The following is a 16,141-nucleotide window of genomic DNA, read 5'->3' as shown; positions in this document are numbered from 1 at the left end:
GGAGCAAAGCGACGAGGAGGATCACCCCACGCCCCGAGGAAAGCGAAGCGCCTGGAACGAAAATCAACAGCCGCGTTTAACAGATCCTTTAATTTATATTGAGACGAACTAAGGTCCTTCATTTCCAAATATAGTATTTACATACTTGTCCTTGTTATTTAAGAAAAATAAAAGAAAAAATAGGTGAAATAAAAAATGTTCTTATTAGGCACCATTGTGAATGGTTTATTGATTATCACAGGAACCTTGCTAGGAAGGATGCTGACGAGGATTCCGGAGAATATGAAAGCGACAGTCATGCACGGTATCGGCCTTTCTGTCATGGTTTTAGGGTTGCAGATGGGCTTCAAAAGTGCCAATTTCCTGATCGTTATTTTAAGCCTTGTAATTGGGGCAGTCATTGGAGAAGCTATGAAGCTAGAAGATAAACTGAATGCAGTCGGGGACTGGCTTGAGAGAAGACTCGGCTCCAAGGGGGAAGGAAGCATATCCCAGGGGTTTGTGACGGCCACCCTGATTTTTGTAATTGGTGCCATGGCGATTATCGGGGCACTGGACAGCGGGATCCGGGGAGACCATGATGTCCTGTATACAAAGGCGATCATTGACGGTTTTACCGCGTTGATTTTGACGACTACACTGGGAATCGGTGTTCTTTTTTCAGCCATTCCAGTCATGCTTTATCAGGGAACAATCGCGTTGTTTGCCACCCAGATTGACAAGTTCATTCCCCAGGCTGTAATGGACAGCTTTATCCTGGAACTTACCGCAACCGGTGGAGTGATGATTTTTGCAATCGGCCTGAATTTGACCGGACTGACAAAAATCAGGGTCGCAAACCTGCTGCCAGGCATTGTAGTGACAGCCGCACTAGTAGCTATAACACATAGTATTGGTGGATTTTAATATAAAATATGGCTATATTTAAGACTGCTTTTTTTTAACTCCTGTTGATTGTAGTGGAAGGCGCGTAGACTCCTCCGAAAATGCTATCGCATTTCCATCGTGCGTGGGCAAACTCGAGGAAGCCCATTCAATGTCCTGCGGGCGCAGCTGGACAGGTGAGACCCCGGTAGAAATGGCCCGAAAGAAGGGGCCATTTTACCCCGCAGGAGCAAAGCGACGAGGAGGCTCAGCGCCAGCCCCGCGGAAAGCGAAGCGACTGGAACGAAAATCAACAGCCTTGTTTAAGGGAGCCTAAAACAAAAAGGAAGGATCATCATACGAATCCTTCCTTTTGCTTATTCAGCCACAGTAGGCTGTTCCGTTTCGAGATCCCAGCTTAATTTTGGCCACTCCTGCTTCTTTGGGAATTGCAGGCTGCTCTCAATTATCCCATTTGCAATCGTCTTAGCCATTTTCAGAACCAGATTCAGCCTCGTATTCTGCAGTACAAAGAATTCCATAAACCCGCTCACATTTACAATTCCTGTAATATGGATATTCCCGACTTCGGGAAGTTCCTTATTGACTCCGGCGCCTGGCTTGACCGGTCCATTTCCTACCTGGATGGATCCGACACTTTTTAAGCGTCCCAGGCAGGCATCGATGCCAATGATAAAGGGATTGAAATGTTTCCGCTTGATTTCCGCCAATTTTTCCTCCATATTTACTGCATGGATTGGGTCATCAAGTGTTCCGTATACATAAAAAGGAGAGATATCCTTTTCTTCAAGGAGGGTGCCAATCAGTGGGCCTAATGAATCACCAGTGGAGCGGTCGGTGCCGATACAGACAAATACGATAGGACGGGCAGTGAAATCAGGCAAGAGGTTCAGCAGTTCAGCTCCGAGCTTTTCAGCTGCCTGATCATCCTCATGATATATTTTCGATACACTGCTTTTTCGCTCGAAAAAATGGTTTTTGAGATTCATTGGATCCACTCCTTACAAATTCGTACTATCAGTATACGGACTTTTTTTGTAATCTATACATACCTGTAAACAGAAAGATTTAAACACGGTCTTTTGAAGCAGGAATAGAAAGGACAGGGTAAAAATACCTAGTGGGTGGATGCCGGAAATTATTATGCAAATTACTGTGAAGGTCTCTATTCGAAAGTGTTATTGTTATTGTAATATAGTGAAATAGTGTTATTGGTGTTCGTTTTAAAATACAGGTAGTAGCTATTCTTTATATCCATTATAAAAATTGATAAAATAGTTTTGTTTCTATTGAGCTTTTTCATATGGCATTTTTGTTAACTAAAGCCGATTAATATATGGAGATGCAGCGAATGAGTTGAAATTTCTTCAGGCAGGTGGAATTATGAGCGCAGCAGAGAAAAGTTTGACAAGGACAGAAGCGTTTTTAAGTACATTCAGCAAAAAATTGATGGATGAAAACCTTTGGTTTGCCATCGGTGAAAGTGTCCTGAAAATCATTGCAATCCTGATTATTTCCGGGTTGCTGATCCGGATTGGCAAGCTCGCCATCCATAATTTTTTCAAGGTCCGGACGAAAGCTCCACTAAGGATTTCCGAGCGTCGTGAGGCAACGCTGATGAAGCTGCTTGAAAATATCCTTTCCTATGTTGTTTATTTCATATCGATTATGATGATTCTTTCGGCATTGACGATCAATGTCCAGGCCATGCTGGCAGGAGCAGGTATTGTCGGCCTTGCTGTGGGCTTTGGAGCGCAAAGCCTTGTTAAAGACATCATTACTGGTTTCTTCATTATCTTTGAAGATCAATTTTCGGTTGGCGACTATGTAAGAATTGGCCAATTTGAGGGGACCGTAGAGGAAATCGGATTGCGGACGACGAAGATTAAAAGCTTTACAGGCGAAATTAATATCCTGCCGAACGGAAGCATTGTAGAAGTTACCAACTTCTCCTTGTATAACAGTGTCTCAGTCCTGGATATCGGGATTGCTTATGAAGGCGATATCGAGTATGCGGAAAAAGTGCTGCAGGAATACCTGGGCACAACAATGGAAAAATACCCTGAGCTTGTTAAGACTCCTGAACTCCTTGGCGTACAGCAATTCGGAGCGTCAGAGGTAGTGCTCCGCATTGTTGCGGAAACTCTGCCAATGAAGCACTGGTATATTGGTAGGCAGCTTCGCAAGGATATTAAGCTGGTCCTTGACCAGCATGGAATTGAAATCCCATTCCCGCGAATGGTCATGTACTCTCGCCACGAGGGCGGGGCTCAGAAAGAATTGGGACAATAATTGGAGGTTTTGAAATTGGAGCACGAATATCAGCTGAATGATGTTGTTGAAATGAAGAAACCACATCCATGCGGTACGAATAAGTGGAAAATCATCCGCCTTGGCATGGATATCCGAATTAAATGTGAAGGCTGCCAGCACAGTGTTTTGATCCCTAGAAAAGAATTCACCCGAAAAGTAAAAAAACTTTTATCGAAGCAGGAAGAATAAACCTGCTTCTTTTTTTATGGTTTCTATATTATTCTTATTAATAAAATATATTTAGATTGACTAAATAGATAGAGAGAGGGAGATGAGGAGTTGGCAACAGTACACCACTCAGCTTGTCCGCTAAACTGCTGGGATAGCTGCGGTTTCCTTGTTACCGTCGAAGATGGAAAAGTGACCAAGGTGGAGGGCAATCCTGAACACCCAATCACAAAGGGGAAGATTTGCGGGCGCGGCAGGATGCTGGAAAACCGTACGAATTCACAGGAACGGCTGCTATATCCTTTGAAAAAGACTGGGAACAGATTTGAGCAGATTTCCTGGGAACAAGCACTGGATGAAATAGCTGCGAAACTTGCTTATTATAAAGAAAACTTCGGCACTGTTTCTGTGCTGCACAGCCATGATTACGCCAACAGCGGGCTGCTTTCCAATCTGGACAGCCGATTCTTCAATCTCTATGGCGGGGTTACGGAGCTGACGGGGTCCATTTGCTGGGGCTCAGGGATTGAGGCGCAGAATTGGGATTTCGGTGATGCTTACAGCCATGCACCCGAGGACTTGAAAAATAGCAGGCATATTGTGGTTTGGGGCAGGAATGTCGCCCGCACCAATATGCACTTATACCAGAACCTGCAATCAGTGAAAAAAAACGGCACTAAATTATATGTAATAGATCCGATTTACAATGCTACTGCAAAAATAGCGGATGAATATATCTCCATCAAGCCAGGGTTCGACGGACTTCTGGCTGCGGGAATCATGAAGGAATTACTGAGATTGAATCTTCAGGATGAACAATTTTTAGCAAATCATACAGTGGGATATTCCGACTTAAAGAAGCTGCTGGACAGCATCACTCTGGAATATGTCAGTGAGCTGACAGAAGTGCCTGCAGAAACGATCACCCATCTTGCGGAGATTTACGCCGAAAAGCCGGTTTCCTCGATAATTGGGCTTGGAATGCAGCGCTATGAAAATGGCGGCAATACGATCAGATTGCTTGATGCACTGGTCGCAGTCAGCGGGAACATCGGGATTCCAGGCGGAGGAGCCAATTATGCCAACAAGCAGGTCGGCCAAAGTTTTGCTTTTGGCGAAATGACGATGTCACATCGCAAGACATCATCCCGTACCTTTACGATGATGCGCCAGGCAGAAGAAATTTTAACAGCTATCAATCCTGAAATTAAAATGGGGATTGTCACTTGTGGAAATCCATTAACCCAGGTCCCGGATACGAAAAGGGTGAAAGAGGCATTCTCTTATCTGGAGACCCTGGTGGTGATTGACCAGTTCATGACTGACACTGCCTTGCTGGCAGATTATGTTCTTCCCGCAGCCACGGTATTCGAAACAGAAGATATTTATTATTCGTCGATGTACCATCACTATGTGAACCATGGTCCCAAGCTTGTCGAACCGCCGGGCGAGGCAAAGCCAGATGCCTGGATCTGGGCTGAATTGGCGAAGCGCCTCGGCTTTGGTGAGGAATTTGATTTTACAAGGGAAGAATTCATCAGAATGGGGCTCTCCTCAATGCAGGAAAAAGGAGTTACCCTCGATAAAATTCGCGAGGAGAAATTTGCCGAGCTGCCTGTTGATAAAATTCCATGGAGTGACCGCAAGTTTAAAACTCCAAGCGGGAAATTTGAATTCACCTCGGATAATGGAAAATTGACACTGTCCCTGCCGACAGAAACAAAGTGGAGTAATCCGGCACTCGCAAAAAAATATCCATACACCTTGCTGACAATCCATCCACTGCGGTCGAACCACTCTCAGCACTTTCAGCTGTTTGAACCGAAGCCGTTTGTGAAGGTGGAAATAGCAGAGAGTGTAGCTGCGGATAAGGGGCTGGACAACCATGATTATGTCCGTGTTTGGAATGACCGCGGCCAGATTAAAGGCTACGTATCCATTATGAAGAATGCTCATCCTGGGACAGTCAATATCGATGAAGGCCTGAGCGCGAGGTTTGGGGGATCCGTCAATCAGCTGACCTCAAGCCGGGAGTCTGATAACGGCCAGGGAAGCACCCTGTACGACTGCCTCGTGAATATTGAAAAAGTGGAAAAAGAATAAAGCTAGGCCGCACTTTGTGAAGAGTGCGGCTTTCTATTTTTGCAGTGGATGGAGAACGGGTTGCTGATTTGATTGGGAATTTGAGCGAAATTCGAGGAGTGTAGGAAAAAAGGTCAACAATGACACTGTAATTAATAGCAGGAACTTTCCCCCAATAAACAAATGAGAAGCAATGTTCGAATTTTGTTTGCGGAACTGGGTGCTTCCTTTTACAAGCTTGTCTTTTCCGGTCGTAATCACTATAATTGTGAGAGGAAAAAATCGTTTAGGTGATTCTTGCTTGAATAGATACATTTTTAAATAGAGGAGTGACATGGATGGCCTTAACAGCAGGTATTGTTGGACTTCCGAACGTAGGGAAATCAACTTTGTTCAATGCGATTACTCAGGCTGGCGCAGAATCTGCGAACTATCCTTTCTGTACGATCGACCCTAACGTAGGGATTGTTGAAGTTCCTGACCATCGATTAACTAAATTGACCGAGCTTGTACAGCCGAAAAAGACTGTGCCGACAGCTTTTGAATTTACTGATATTGCCGGAATCGTTAAAGGTGCGAGTAAGGGTGAAGGTCTAGGAAACAAGTTCCTTTCACATATTCGCCAGGTTGATGCAATTTGCCAGGTAGTAAGATGCTTTGCTGATGATAATATTACCCACGTTGCAGGTAAAGTGGATCCTATTTCTGATATCGAGGTTATTAACCTTGAATTGATTCTTGCTGACCTTGAATCAGTTGAAAAAAGAATTGGCCGTGTTGAAAAGCTTGCCAAGCAAAAAGATAAGGAAGCAGCTATCGAGTTTCCAATCCTGGCCCGACTTCGTGAGGCATTTGAAGCGGAACAGCCTGCACGCGCGATTGAGTTCACTGACGAAGAAATGAAGATTGTTAAACATCTTCATCTGCTGACGATCAAGCCAATGCTTTATGTAGCAAACGTAAGTGAAGATGAAGTTGCAGATCCAAACAACAATGAATATGTTCAAAAGGTTCGTGAATTTGCAGCGAAGGAAAATGCTGAAGTAATCGTAATTTGTGCGAAGATCGAAGAAGAAATCGCTGAGCTTGAAGGCGATGAAAAAGCGATGTTCCTCGAGGAACTTGGCATAGAGGAGTCTGGCCTTGACCAGCTGATCCGTGCTGCTTACAGCCTCCTTGGTTTGGCGACGTACTTCACAGCTGGCGTCCAGGAAGTACGCGCATGGACATTCCGCCGCGGTATGAAGGCACCTCAATGTGCCGGAGTCATCCATTCTGACTTTGAACGCGGTTTTATCCGTGCAGAGACAGTCCATTACGATGACCTGCTTGCTGCAGGCTCGATGACAGCTGCAAAAGAAGCCGGAAAGGTCCGCCTTGAAGGCAAAGAATATGAAGTGAAAGACGGAGATATCATCCACTTCCGCTTTAACGTTTAATGACCAAAGCCCTGCAGAAATATGCAGGGCTTTTTTACTTTGGCTCTGTTAAAGCTGAATGTTGATTTTTAACCCCTGTTGATTGTAGTGGAAGGCGCGTAGACTCCTTCGGGATTTAGCGGGCAAGTGAGACCTAGGTAGAAATGGCCTGAGAAGAAGGGCCATTTTACCCCGCAGAAGCGAAGCGACGAGGAGGCTCAGCGCACGCCCCGAGGAAAGCGAAGCGCCTGGAACAAAAATCAACAGCCTTGATTAACAGAGCCTTTACTTTAAGAATTGTGTTACTGGAATTTGCTTAAAAGAAACATCCAAACCTTTTAAATTGTTTTTAATATAAGGCTCTGATAAAACAGGATGTTAATTTTAACCTCTGTTGATCGTAGTGGAAGGTGCGCAGACTCCTGCGGGGGCAGCTGGACAGGTGAGACCTAGGTAGAAATGGCCTGAAAGGAAGGGGCCAATTTACCCCGCAGGAGCAAAGCGACGAGGAGGCTCAGCGCCAGCCCCGCGGAAAGCGAAGCACCTGGAATGAAAATCAACAGTCTTGTTTAAAAGACCTAAAATTCAAACCAAAAGCTTGGACAAAAACACGAACATATGTTAGTATTTTTATATAGAGTTAAAGTCTATAAAAAGAGGCGCAAAGCAGTAAGAAGTAAACCACTTTACATATCATTGCTTTTGGGATAACTCTATGATATAATTTCATCTTGTGAGTAATTAAACAATTACTCCTTGCCCTGTAATGGGGCCGTTTAGACCAAAAGGAGGTGACAGTGATGAGAAAGTACGAAATTATGTACATCATCCGCCCAAATATTGAAGAGGAAGCTAAAAAGGCTCTTACTGAGCGTTTCAGTGGAATTTTAACAGATAACGGTGCGGAAGTTTCAGAAGCTAAGGAATGGGGCAAACGCCGTCTTGCTTATGAAATCAACGATTTTCGTGATGGCTACTACCAGCTTGTAAAAGTAAATGCTGAGCCAGCTGCAGTCGAAGAATTCTCTCGTCTTGCTAAGATCAGCGAAGATATCCTTCGCCACATCGTTATTAAAGAAGAAGAATAATATAAAATTGATATAAACTTTCGGCCTAGATGTTTCACGTGAAACGGATAGAGCTGAGGGGGAAGGAGTTGATTCTGATGATGAATCGTGTCATTCTTGTTGGCCGTTTGACCAAGGATCCTGAATTGCGTTTCACACCAAATGGAGTTGCAGTCGCTACTTTTACTCTGGCAGTAAATCGTGCATTTACGAACCAGCAGGGAGAGAGAGAAGCAGATTTCATTAACTGTGTAGTTTGGCGCCGTCCAGCCGAAAATGTTGCTAACTTCCTTAAGAAGGGCAGCCTTGCTGGTGTTGACGGACGTGTCCAAACTCGCAGCTATGAGGGACAAGATGGTAAACGTGTTTACGTTACAGAAGTTCTTGCTGAGAGCGTTCAGTTCCTTGAGCCAAAGGGACAAGGTCAATCCTCTGACAGAGGGTCTGACAGAGGGGATTATTCCCGCCAAAATGATCAAGGTTCTCCTTTCGGGAATCAGAATCAACGCCAAAACAGTTATAAAGTAGATGAAGATCCATTTGCAGGTGGCGGCCAAATCGATATCTCAGATGACGATCTTCCATTCTAATATATACTCGGACTTAAATAAAATTCACAAGGAGGGAAATGACCATGGCAATGGGTGGACGCAGAGGCGGACGTGCAAAACGCCGTAAGGTTTGCTACTTCACAGCAAACGGAATTACTAAGATTGATTATAAAGATACTGATCTTCTTAAAAAATTCATCTCAGAACGAGGTAAGATTTTACCACGTCGTGTAACTGGAACTAGCGCTAAATATCAGCGTAAATTGACAGTTGCAATCAAACGTTCTCGTCAAATGGCATTACTGCCATACGTTTCAGGCGAATAATGATCGGTTCATAAAAGGCAGCGGGCTTCCCGCTGCCTTTTATATTATTATGAAACCTGCGCCTTTTTCTTCAAAATTAGGCGAGTTTCTTTATCTTTCGCCTCAAACCTGGCACTTCGGTTGATTGTCCTCTGCTTAGAAGATAAAATAGTTCTTATATGTTTGTTTTATTTTGGCTGCGAAGAACTATTCTATATACTTGTTGAATTTTCACTGCGGGTGAAGGGGTGAATTATGAAAAATACATATAAACTGACAGAAGGTGCGATCCTTCTGGCCATCTTTGCTGTTTTGCTTCTGATTACTTTGTATATTCCAGGACTTGGACTAATAGCTAATTTCTTTGTCGCTTTGCCGTTCCTGTTCTTTGGGGCGAAGCACGATGTGAAAAGTACAGGTGTTTTTACAGTGGCAGGGGTGCTTTTGTCCATGATCCTTGGCTCCTTCCTTGCGATTCCGATTGCGTTGGCATATGGAACGACAGGAGCTGTAATGGGTTACATGATCAGGGTAGGGAAGAGCCGGTTTGCCAGTTTCATGGCAGGTTCGGTTGTTTTTCTTATCAACCTGGTGCTTCAATATGCACTTTCAGTAGTGCTGTTTAAAATTAACTTCATTGATGAGCTCATGGAAACCTTCCGTCTTTCGATCGACCAGTCAATCAAGATGCTGGAGCAATTTGGACAGACTCCTGATGAGAAAATGATTCAGCAATTCGAAGCGATGGTTGATTTGATGGAAACACTGGTGCCGAGCATGTTCGTCATGGCATCATTCCTGCTGGTGTTCATCATCCAGCTTGCTTCCTTCCCGTTATTGAAACGATTTGGAATCAAAGTGCCACAATGGCGGCCTTTTAGGGAATTAAGCCTGCCAAAGAGCATTTTATGGTATTATCTATTGACCATGATTATAGGCATTCTCCTTCAGCCTGAACAGGGAACTTATTGGTATTGGGTCATTACGAACCTGTCCTTTATCCTGCAAATGCTGATGGTCCTCCAGGGGTTGTCATTCATCTTTTATATCACTCATGCCAAAGGTTACCCTAAGGCTGTGCCAATTGTTGCACTTGTCCTTGTTTTCCTCTTGCCATTTGTACTTTATATTGTCCGGATATTAGGTATAATTGATTTAGGATTTGACTTAAGAAAACGTCTTGGGGAGAAGAAGTAATCCGAAACTACTGCTTTAGGAGCTGAGCACATGCCTTCTTATTTAGAGAGGCGGCAAATACGCTATCCATTATATGGATTGATGGCCGTAATACTGGTGCTTATTGGCGTACTGTCATACTATAACTGGATTATAGGGGCAGCAGGTTTCCTTCTCACCGGCCTCCTGATTTATTTTATCTTTCAAGTGAATCATAAAATAAAACAAGAAACTGAAGAGTATATTTCTACGCTATCCTACAGGGTTAAGAAGGTCGGCGAGGAAGCACTGATGGAAATGCCGATTGGGATCATGCTGATCAATGATGATTATTATATTGAATGGACCAACCCTTTCATTGCGTCCTGTTTCAATGAGGATACTTTAGTCGGCAGATCTTTATATGATGTAGCAGATGCTGTCATTCCATTGATCAAACAGGAAGTCGAAACGGAGATCATTTCACTCCATGACAGGAAGTTCAGGGTGATCCATAAGCCGGAGGAACGGCTTCTCTATTTCTTTGATGTAACGGAACAGGCAGAAATAGAAAAGATGTACAATGATGAAAGAACGGTACTTGCGTATATTTATCTCGACAACTACGAGGAATTGACGCAGGGAATGGATGACCAGACGAAGAGCAGCTTGAATAGCCTTGTAACGTCTATTTTAAATAAGTGGGCCACCAATAATGGTGTTTTCCTTAAAAGGGTTTCATCGGAACGGTTCATTGCCGTGTTCAGTGAACATATCCTTCTTTTGCTTGAAAGAGGGAAGTTCACCATCCTGGATGAAGTTCGCGAAACAACCTCTAAGCAAAATGTGCCGCTGACTTTGAGTATTGGCGTAGGCACTGGCCTTTCCTCCCTGCCGGAGCTTGGTGCGCAGGCTCAATCCAGCCTTGACCTGGCTTTAGGCCGCGGCGGCGACCAGGTTGCGATCAAGCAGCCGAATGGAAAGGTGAAATTTTACGGCGGCAAGACGAATCCAGTGGAAAAGCGCACAAGGGTTAGGGCTAGGGTCATCTCCCATGCACTGAAGGAGCTTGTGGTCGAGAGTGACAAGGTATTGATCATGGGGCATAAGAACCCTGATATGGATGCCATCGGATCTGCCATCGGTATCCTGAAGGTCGCACAGATGAATAAACGCGAGGGCTTTATTGTTTTTAATAAAAATGAGATTGATACTGGCGTGCAGAGGCTCATGGAGGAAATTAAGCAAAATGAGGCGCTGTATTCCCGCTTCATTTCACCTGAGCAGGCATATGAAATTGCGTCAGATGACACACTGCTAGTTGTGGTTGATACTCATAAACCATCGCTCGTGATTGATGAAAGACTGTTGAACAGGATCGAAAATGTCATTGTGATCGACCATCACCGCAGGGGAGAAGAATTCATTAAAAACCCTTTGCTTGTTTATATGGAGCCTTATGCGTCCTCGACAGCGGAGCTTGTGACCGAGCTGCTTGAATACCAGCCTAAGAATGGGAAAATCCAGATGCTTGAGGCTACAGCCTTATTGGCCGGGATCATTGTTGATACAAAGAGCTTCACTTTAAGAACTGGTGCCCGTACCTTTGATGCGGCCTCCTACCTGCGAAGCCATGGAGCCGATACAGTACTTGTGCAGAAGTTCCTGAAGGAAGATATCAATACGTATATTAAAAGAGCAAAAATCATCGAGAATGTTTATTTTTACAGAGATGGCATCGTCATCTCGAAAGGGAAAGAGGATGTATACTGCGACCAGGTGCTGATTGCCCAGGCAGCTGATACACTTCTTACGATGGATGGAGTCTCGGCTTCATTCGTCATTTCCAAGAAAACTGACCATACTGTGGGCATCAGTGCAAGATCACTTGGCGAAATCAATGTCCAGGTGATCATGGAGCAGCTGGAAGGCGGCGGGCATTTAACTAATGCTGCTACCCAGTTGTATGATATACCTATGGATGAGGCAGAGAATATGCTGACAAATGCAATTGATGAATATCTTGAAGGGGGAAATAAAGAATGAAAGTAATCTTTTTGAAGGATGTTAAGGGTAAAGGCAAAAAAGGCGAAATCAAAAATGTAGCAGATGGCTATGCACATAATTTCCTTATAAAGCAAGGCCTTGCAGTCGAAGCCAATGCGGGTGCTATGAGCTCTCTGAATGCGCAGCAAAAGAAGGAAGAAAAGATTGCCCAGCAGGAGCTTGAGGATGCCAAAGCTCTAAAAGAAACCATTGAGAAAGTAACAGTCGAGTTAACAGCGAAATCCGGAGAAGACGGCCGCCTATTTGGCTCCATCACAAGCAAGCAAGTTGCTGATGAACTGCAAAAAGCTCACGGAATCAAGCTTGATAAGCGTAAAATCGAAATGGATGCAATCCGCACACTTGGCTACACAAAGGTTCCGGTCAAGCTTCATAAAGAAGTTCAGGCTACTTTAAATGTTCATGTAAAAGAAGGAAAATAATTTACAGTTCCATATAGTCATAAACATGATAAAATAATATAGTTACAGGAAAATGGTGATCGGTAATGGCTGGTCACTTTTTTCTATTGTGCCTTGTTTGGAAACTCAACGAATTAACATATAGAGATAATTTTTGAAAGACTGTAAGGGGGCAGGCAGATGAGTGAGTTATTTGCGGATCGGTTACCGCCGCAAAATATGGAAGCGGAACAAGCCGTGCTTGGTGCGATTTTTTTAGAGCCATCAGCTTTGACTCTTGCTTCAGAAATTTTGCTTCCAGATGATTTTTATCGTGTTGCGCACCAGAAGATCTTTAATGTCATGCTGGATTTGAGTGATAAAGGGAAAGCCATTGACCTGGTAACGGTGACGGAGGAGCTTGCTTCTTCCAAGCTGATCGAGGATGTTGGCGGAGTAAGTTATTTAAGTGAGCTGGCTGCGTCTGTACCGACCGCAGCAAATATAGAGTATTATGCTAGAATCGTAGAAGAAAAGGCCTTATTGAGAAGGCTGATCCGTACCGCTTCAGGCATTGCCGAAGATGGCTATATGCGCGAAGATGAAGTAGAAGCCCTGCTCGCCGAAGCGGAAAAAAGCATCATGGAGGTTGCCCAGCGTAAAAATTCCGGAAGCTTCCACAATATTAAGGATGTTCTTGTTCGTACCTACGATAATATCGAGGAAATGCACAACCGTAAAGGTGATATTACAGGACTGGAAACGGGATTCACTGAGCTGGACCGAATGACTGCAGGTTTCCAAAGAAATGATCTTATTATCGTAGGGGCCCGTCCGTCAGTGGGTAAAACAGCCTTCGCCCTGAATATCGCCCAGAATGTTGCCAAGAAAACAGGCGAGAATGTAGCGATTTTCAGTCTTGAGATGGGTGCAGAGCAGCTCGTCATGCGTGTGCTCTGTGCTGAAGGAAATATCGATGCCCAGAGACTGCGTACAGGATCCCTAACGGATGAAGACTGGGGCAAGCTGACGATGGCAATGGGGAGCCTGTCGAACGCAGGTATTTTCATCGATGATACACCTGGTGTCAGGATCACCGACATCCGCTCAAAATGCCGCCGTCTTAAGCAGGAGCACGGCCTGGGCATGATCATGATCGACTACTTGCAGCTGATTCTCGGTAGCGGCCGTTCGGGCGAAAACCGTCAGCAGGAAGTATCCGAAATCTCACGTTCCCTGAAGCAGCTGGCACGTGAACTGCAGGTGCCTGTTATTGCATTGTCTCAGCTCTCCCGTGGTGTCGAACAACGCCAGGACAAGCGTCCGATGATGTCTGATATCCGTGAATCCGGATCGATCGAGCAGGATGCCGATATTGTAGCGTTCCTATATCGTGATGATTACTATGATAAGGAATCCGAAGATCGAAACATAATTGAAATCATTATCGCAAAGCAGCGTAACGGCCCAGTCGGTACAGTAAAGCTTGCGTTTGTAAAAGAGTACAATAAATTCGTCAACATCGAACATCGTTACGATGAATCATACGCTCCACCAGGGGCATAATGAGAATTGACCCGATTAGGGTTGATTCTCTTTTTTTACATAAAGATAAATCGTTTTATGGTATATTACGAACAAATAAATTGTAACACAATTAAAATGTTCGTGTTTTATTGACTTTTACCCTTAAATGCTGGTAAACTTTATATGTTTGAAACGGGATTGAATGAACCGTATACCTTTGGAGGTGCTTTTTATATGACATCTGTAGTAGTGGTTGGAACACAATGGGGAGACGAAGGTAAAGGAAAGATTACCGATTTCCTTTCTGAAAATGCTGAAGTAATTGCCCGTTATCAGGGTGGAAACAACGCTGGTCACACAATTAAATTCAATGGCGAAACATATAAATTGCATTTGATTCCATCCGGGATTTTTTATAAAGATAAAATTAGCGTAATTGGCAACGGGATGGTCGTTGATCCAAAGGCGCTTGTAAAAGAACTTGCTTATTTGCACGATAAGGGCGTCACAACAAATAATCTGCGAATCAGCAACCGTGCACACGTCATTCTTCCTTACCACTTGAAACTGGACGAAGTTGAAGAGCTGAGCAAGGGCGACAATAAGATTGGAACAACGAAAAAGGGAATTGGCCCGGCTTATATGGATAAAGCTGCACGTGTTGGCATCCGTATTGCTGACCTTCTTGACCGTGAATCATTCGAGGAAAAGCTGACACGCAACCTTGAGGAGAAGAACCGACTGTTTGAGCGTATTTATGAAACAGAAGGATTCAAGATTGAAGATATTCTTGATGAATACTATGAGTATGGACAGCAAATCAAGCATTATGTAGTGGATACTTCTGTTGTATTGAATGATGCGCTTGATGAAGGCCGCCGTGTTCTTTTCGAAGGTGCGCAAGGTGTCATGCTTGATATCGACCAGGGGACTTATCCATTCGTTACATCCTCCAACCCGGTTGCTGGCGGAGTGACAATCGGTTCTGGTGTCGGGCCAACCAAAATCACTCATATTGTGGGTGTATCGAAGGCTTACACAACACGCGTTGGAGATGGTCCATTCCCAACAGAGCTGGATAATGAAATCGGCAGCCAGATCCGTGAAGTCGGCCGTGAGTACGGTACGACGACTGGCCGTCCGCGCCGTGTAGGCTGGTTCGACAGCGTCGTTGTCCGCCATGCCCGCCGTGTCAGCGGACTCACTGATTTATCATTGAACTCTATTGATGTATTGACTGGCATCGAAACACTGAAAATCTGTGTAGCTTACCGCTACAAAGGTGAATTGATCGAAGAATTCCCAGCTAGCCTTAAAATGCTGGCAGACTGCGAGCCAGTGTATGAGGAGCTGCCAGGCTGGACAGAAGACATCACAGGCTGCAAATCACTAGATGAGCTGCCAGCGAACGCTAGACACTATCTGGAGCGCGTATCACAGCTGACAGGCATTCCGCTTTCAATCTTCTCAGTTGGCCCAGACCGCACACAGACAAATGTCGTCCGCAGCCCTTGGAGATCATAATAAAGCTATTGAACAGGCCTCCGCTCATTAAAGAGCGGGGGTTTTTTATGCGAGAAAAGCATGCTTAGTACTAGTAAAATTTTTAAAAAGGGCACTGTTAAGAGGCTGTTGCTTCGCTTTCCGCGAAAAAGGGACTCTTCTTAACAGTCTGAGTGTCTACTGATTTCAAGTGGAGCGGTGCTCGCCTCTATATGACATTCAGCAAGAGAGTGAACCCTTGAATGTCCTTTAGTTAGCCTCTATAAGACATTCAGCGCAAGAGAATGAACGCTTGAGTGTCCTTTAGCCGACTTTTAATAAGATGGGCCTATAACAGAGCCAGAAAATAAAAAAACAAAAAAATTTCAAAAAAACATATACAAACTATAAAAAGCTATGGTAATATAAACAACGTTGTCACCAAATCGACAAAAACCGATAAGATCTGCATACTCTTTAAAAGGGGCAGATGATCAATATTACTCTTTATGAGCCATTAGCTCAGTCGGTAGAGCAAGTTGCTCACATCATTGATTCACTTCAGAGGCAACTTGCGAGAAAGACCGAAGGTGTTTCGAGCATCAAGATGCGAATTGCCAATCTGAATAGGGTAAACCATAAATAGTACGATTACACTTTTTATGAGCCATTAGCTCAGTCGGTAGAGCATCTGACTTTTAATCAGAGGGTCGAAGGTTCGAGTCCTTCATGGCTCACCAG

The 16,141-nt window shown here is 44.3% G+C and carries 14 protein-coding genes and 1 tRNA gene; 14 read left to right on the top strand and 1 reads right to left on the bottom strand.

Going from position 1 to position 16,141, the window contains the following annotated elements; translation table 11 throughout:
* The first annotated feature begins 195 nt into the window (after window positions 1-195).
* Complete coding sequence (locus AC3EBE_RS06010) at window positions 196-906, top strand: DUF554 domain-containing protein (RefSeq protein ID WP_488594112.1); 711 nt, start codon at window positions 196-198, stop codon at window positions 904-906.
* Window positions 907-1,241: 335 nt separating this feature from the next.
* On the opposite strand, the gene yyaC is transcribed toward AC3EBE_RS06010, so the two are convergent.
* Window positions 1,242-1,874: a spore protease YyaC gene (gene yyaC, locus AC3EBE_RS06005; RefSeq protein ID WP_488594111.1), complete on the bottom strand. Its 633-nt coding sequence runs from the start codon at window positions 1,872-1,874 to the stop codon at window positions 1,242-1,244.
* Between the two features lie 394 nt (window positions 1,875-2,268).
* On the opposite strand from yyaC, the gene AC3EBE_RS06000 reads away from it, so the two are divergent.
* The 13 genes from AC3EBE_RS06000 to AC3EBE_RS05940 all read left to right on the top strand — a co-directional run bounded on the left by AC3EBE_RS06000 (window position 2,269) and on the right by AC3EBE_RS05940 (window position 16,140).
* Window positions 2,269-3,177: a mechanosensitive ion channel family protein gene (locus tag AC3EBE_RS06000; protein WP_488594110.1), complete on the top strand. Its 909-nt coding sequence runs from the start codon at window positions 2,269-2,271 to the stop codon at window positions 3,175-3,177.
* A gap of 15 nt (window positions 3,178-3,192) precedes the next feature.
* Window positions 3,193-3,387, top strand: a complete 195-nt coding sequence (locus AC3EBE_RS05995) for a DUF951 domain-containing protein (RefSeq protein WP_488594109.1) — start codon at window positions 3,193-3,195, stop codon at window positions 3,385-3,387.
* Window positions 3,388-3,477: 90 nt separating this feature from the next.
* Complete coding sequence (locus tag AC3EBE_RS05990) at window positions 3,478-5,469, top strand: molybdopterin-containing oxidoreductase family protein (RefSeq protein ID WP_488594108.1); 1,992 nt, start codon at window positions 3,478-3,480, stop codon at window positions 5,467-5,469.
* Window positions 5,470-5,786: 317 nt separating this feature from the next.
* Window positions 5,787-6,887, top strand: coding sequence for a redox-regulated ATPase YchF (gene ychF / locus AC3EBE_RS05985; protein WP_488594107.1), 1,101 nt, complete (start codon window positions 5,787-5,789; stop codon window positions 6,885-6,887).
* Window positions 6,888-7,666: 779 nt separating this feature from the next.
* Window positions 7,667-7,954: a 30S ribosomal protein S6 gene (rpsF, locus tag AC3EBE_RS05980; RefSeq protein ID WP_488594106.1), complete on the top strand. Its 288-nt coding sequence runs from the start codon at window positions 7,667-7,669 to the stop codon at window positions 7,952-7,954.
* 77 nt (window positions 7,955-8,031) lie between these two features.
* On the top strand, window positions 8,032-8,523 hold the full coding sequence (gene ssb / locus AC3EBE_RS05975; protein WP_488594105.1) for a single-stranded DNA-binding protein: 492 nt from the start codon (window positions 8,032-8,034) through the stop codon (window positions 8,521-8,523).
* 50 nt (window positions 8,524-8,573) lie between these two features.
* Window positions 8,574-8,810, top strand: coding sequence for a 30S ribosomal protein S18 (gene rpsR / locus AC3EBE_RS05970; protein ID WP_031307629.1), 237 nt, complete (start codon window positions 8,574-8,576; stop codon window positions 8,808-8,810).
* 234 nt (window positions 8,811-9,044) lie between these two features.
* Window positions 9,045-9,986: a YybS family protein gene (locus AC3EBE_RS05965; RefSeq protein WP_488594104.1), complete on the top strand. Its 942-nt coding sequence runs from the start codon at window positions 9,045-9,047 to the stop codon at window positions 9,984-9,986.
* Between the two features lie 30 nt (window positions 9,987-10,016).
* Complete coding sequence (locus AC3EBE_RS05960) at window positions 10,017-11,990, top strand: DHH family phosphoesterase (protein WP_488594103.1); 1,974 nt, start codon at window positions 10,017-10,019, stop codon at window positions 11,988-11,990.
* Window positions 11,987-12,433, top strand: a complete 447-nt coding sequence (rplI, locus tag AC3EBE_RS05955) for a 50S ribosomal protein L9 (protein ID WP_488594102.1) — start codon at window positions 11,987-11,989, stop codon at window positions 12,431-12,433. Before AC3EBE_RS05960 ends, rplI begins: the two co-directional genes overlap by 4 nt.
* A 159-nt stretch (window positions 12,434-12,592) precedes the next feature.
* A complete protein-coding gene (gene dnaB / locus AC3EBE_RS05950) occupies window positions 12,593-13,957 on the top strand; it encodes a replicative DNA helicase (RefSeq protein WP_488594101.1) in 1,365 nt (454 codons plus the stop codon).
* 195 nt (window positions 13,958-14,152) lie between these two features.
* Window positions 14,153-15,442, top strand: a complete 1,290-nt coding sequence (locus tag AC3EBE_RS05945; RefSeq protein WP_488594100.1) for an adenylosuccinate synthase — start codon at window positions 14,153-14,155, stop codon at window positions 15,440-15,442.
* Window positions 15,443-16,064: 622 nt separating this feature from the next.
* A tRNA-Lys gene (locus AC3EBE_RS05940) sits at window positions 16,065-16,140 on the top strand.
* Window position 16,141 lies beyond the last annotated feature (1 nt).

The organism is Mesobacillus sp., from assembly GCF_057785455.1.
Note: the sequence above shows the minus strand (reverse complement) of the source record. Positions and strands in the feature narration are given on the sequence as shown.